This window comes from Halomonas sp. (assembly GCF_031581305.1).
Taxonomy (GTDB): Bacteria; Pseudomonadota; Gammaproteobacteria; order Pseudomonadales; family Halomonadaceae; genus Halomonas.
Window position 1 is genome coordinate 1 of the sequence record NZ_JAVLBC010000295.1, and the last position, 2,529, is coordinate 2,529.

Below are 2,529 nucleotides of genomic sequence, written 5' to 3' on the forward strand. Positions count from 1 at the left end.
GTCGTCGGCGAGGCGGCCGCTCCGGATCGCGTCAGGCCTGAGCCACACGACTGGCGGGCTGCATCGGGATGTGCGAATGTAGCCCGCTGATCCCCGTGATCCTTCCACCGTCCAAGGCAGGACGCTTCCATGGATGAAAAGAATCTCGTCACCTGTTATCGGCGCTGGTTGACCTTTCAGCAGCAGGCCCAACTGGATCGTGAACACCACGGTGCCCGCCAGCGGCTCGAGGAGTCGAAGGTCTCGGCGACGCGCATGACCGAGGCCTACCGCAGCATGGCCGCCAAAGGCGCCAGCGAAGGGGCCAGTTATCGCACCCTCTTCCTGCGTGCTCACGGCGACACGGCGCTGGCCTGCGAGGGCTGGCTGTTCGTGCGCCGGGTGTTGGCAGAGGGCGGCTCGACGCGGGTGCGTGCCACCCTGCTGACCACCTTCACCCTCGAGGAGGGCCGCATCGAGCCCGGCAGCCAGCCGGCCGAGAAGGTCACCCTGGAGATCTTCGACCAGTTGGACATCGACCGCGGCATAAGCAGCGTAGTGCGGGTCGATCGCATCGACGGCAACCACGACACCCGCTTCATCACCCTGCTCGACGCGGTGCGAGGCGACCTGCGCCGCCACATGCGATGAATGCAGCGCGACATGACGAACGGCACTGAGGCGTCTCGGACCGACTCCCGCCCGCTGGTGCTCTTCATCGGCCTGATGGTGCTGGTGGGGCTTAACCTGCGCCCCGCCCTCTCCACTCTGGCGCCGGTGCTCACCCGCATCCAGCAGGATACCGGGCTCTCGGCACTGGCCACCGGTGCCCTCACTACCCTGCCGGTACTCTGCCTGGGGATCTTCGCCCCGCTGGCCCCCTGGTTGGCCAAGCGCTTCGGCCCCGAGAACACCCTGGCCGCTGCCCTGCTGCTGCTGGCCGGCGGCCTGCTGCTGCGCGGCGTGCCGGCCGTCGTTGCGTTGTTCGTCGGCACCCTGATGGTGGGGGCCGCCATCGGCGTGGCCGGCACCCTGCTGCCGGCCCTGGTCAAGCGCGAGCTGCCAGCCGGGGCCGACCTGATGACCGGGGTCTACACCATGGCACTCTGCCTCGGCGGTGCCCTGGGCGCGGGACTGAGCATTCCCCTGGCCGACACCCTGGGAGGTTGGCCGGCCGGGCTCGCCAGCTGGTCCCTGCTGGCACTGGTCGCCCTGGTGGCCTGGCAGATGCTGATGCCACGCCATGACGCCACCACGGCCCTGCCCGAAGGCGGCGGGTCCACCCGGGAGCTACTGAGCCAGCCGCTGGCCTGGCAGGTCATGCTGTTCATGGGCAGCCAGTCGTCACTGGCCTATATCGTCTTCGGCTGGCTGCCCACCCTGCTGGTGCTCCGTGGATTCAGCGAGGCCGAGGCCGGCTGGATGATGGGCGCCTCGGTGATGGTGCAGCTGATCTCGGCCCTCTCAGCGCCCTGGTTGGCACGGCTGGGTCGCGACCAGCGTCCCGCCCTGCTGATCGTGCTGGGCATGGTCGCCGCCGGCTTCTGGCTGCTGCTGCAGGCGCCGGCGATGTGGCGCTGGCCCGGCGTAGTGCTGCTGGGCCTCGGCCAGGGCGGCGGCTTCAGCCTCGCCCTCACCCTGATCGTGCTGCGAACCGCGACTTCACGCCTGGCCGGCAAGCTCTCGGGGCTGGTTCAGGGCGGTGGCTACACCCTGGCCGCCATGGGACCGCTGGCGGTTGGCGTGCTGCTGCAGTTCGAGGTGGGGCTGACAACTCTGACCCGGGTCCTGCTGGGCATCATCGCCTTCAGCATGGGCTTCGCCCTGCTCGCCGGTCGCAACAGACGCCTGGAGGTCGACGACGCGGGACGGCTGGTCACCTGCTAGACTCGGGACAGGGGGGAACGGGGGATGTCCGGCGGATGGACAACGGCAAGGACGAGGTCTTCACGACAAAGGGGCTGACCCGCCTCTACCGCATGGGCGAGGTTACCATCCGGGCGCTGCAGGGCGTCGACCTGTCGCTCTACCGCGGTGAGCTTGCCGTCATGCTCGGCGCCTCGGGCTCCGGCAAGTCCACCCTCCTCAACATTCTCGGTGGACTCGACAGCCCCAGCGACGGCGAGGTGCACTACCGCGACAGGGCCGGGCAGGACCACGACCTGACCCGGGCGAACCAGCGCCAGTTGACCCGCTTCCGTCGCCACCACATGGGCTTCGTCTTCCAGTTCTACAACCTCATCTCCAGCCTCACCGCCCGGGAGAACGTGGCCATCGTTACCGATATCAGCAGGGACCCCATGGCCCCCGAGGCCGCCCTGGCCCTTGTCGGCCTCACCGAGCGCCTTGACCACTTCCCCTCCCAGCTCTCCGGGGGCGAGCAGCAGCGCGTGGCCATCGCGCGGGCCGTGGCCAAGCAGCCCGACGTGTTGCTCTGCGACGAACCCACCGGCGCCCTGGACTTCCGCACCGGCATCCGCGTGCTGGAAGTGCTGGAGCGCGTCAATCGCGAGACCGGCACCACGGTGGCGATCATCACCCACAACGAGG

At 69.1% G+C, this 2,529-nt stretch carries 3 protein-coding genes; all 3 read left to right on the forward strand.

All coding sequences use genetic code 11. The features are described 5' to 3' along the window. Positions 1 to 129 precede the first annotated feature (129 nt). Positions 130 to 630 carry a hypothetical protein gene (locus tag RI841_RS15915; RefSeq protein ID WP_310706609.1) on the forward strand — a complete coding sequence of 167 codons (501 nt, stop codon included), beginning with the start codon at positions 130 to 132 and terminating at the stop codon, positions 628 to 630. Positions 631 to 642: 12 nt separating this feature from the next. Beyond that, entirely contained in the window at positions 643 to 1,866 is a 1,224-nt protein-coding gene (locus RI841_RS15920) for an MFS transporter (protein ID WP_310706610.1), read from the forward strand. Between the two features lie 35 nt (positions 1,867 to 1,901). Then, a partial coding sequence (locus RI841_RS15925) for an ABC transporter ATP-binding protein (RefSeq protein WP_310706611.1) occupies positions 1,902 to 2,529 on the forward strand: 628 nt, incomplete at its 3' end.

Bases quoted from the DNA above. Each gene is read 5' to 3' on its own strand.
- RI841_RS15915 (WP_310706609.1), top strand. From the start codon at position 130: ATGGATGAAAAGAATCTCGTCACCTGTTATCGGCGCTGGTTGACCTTT.
- RI841_RS15920 (WP_310706610.1), top strand. From the start codon at position 643: ATGACGAACGGCACTGAGGCGTCTCGGACCGACTCCCGCCCGCTGGTG.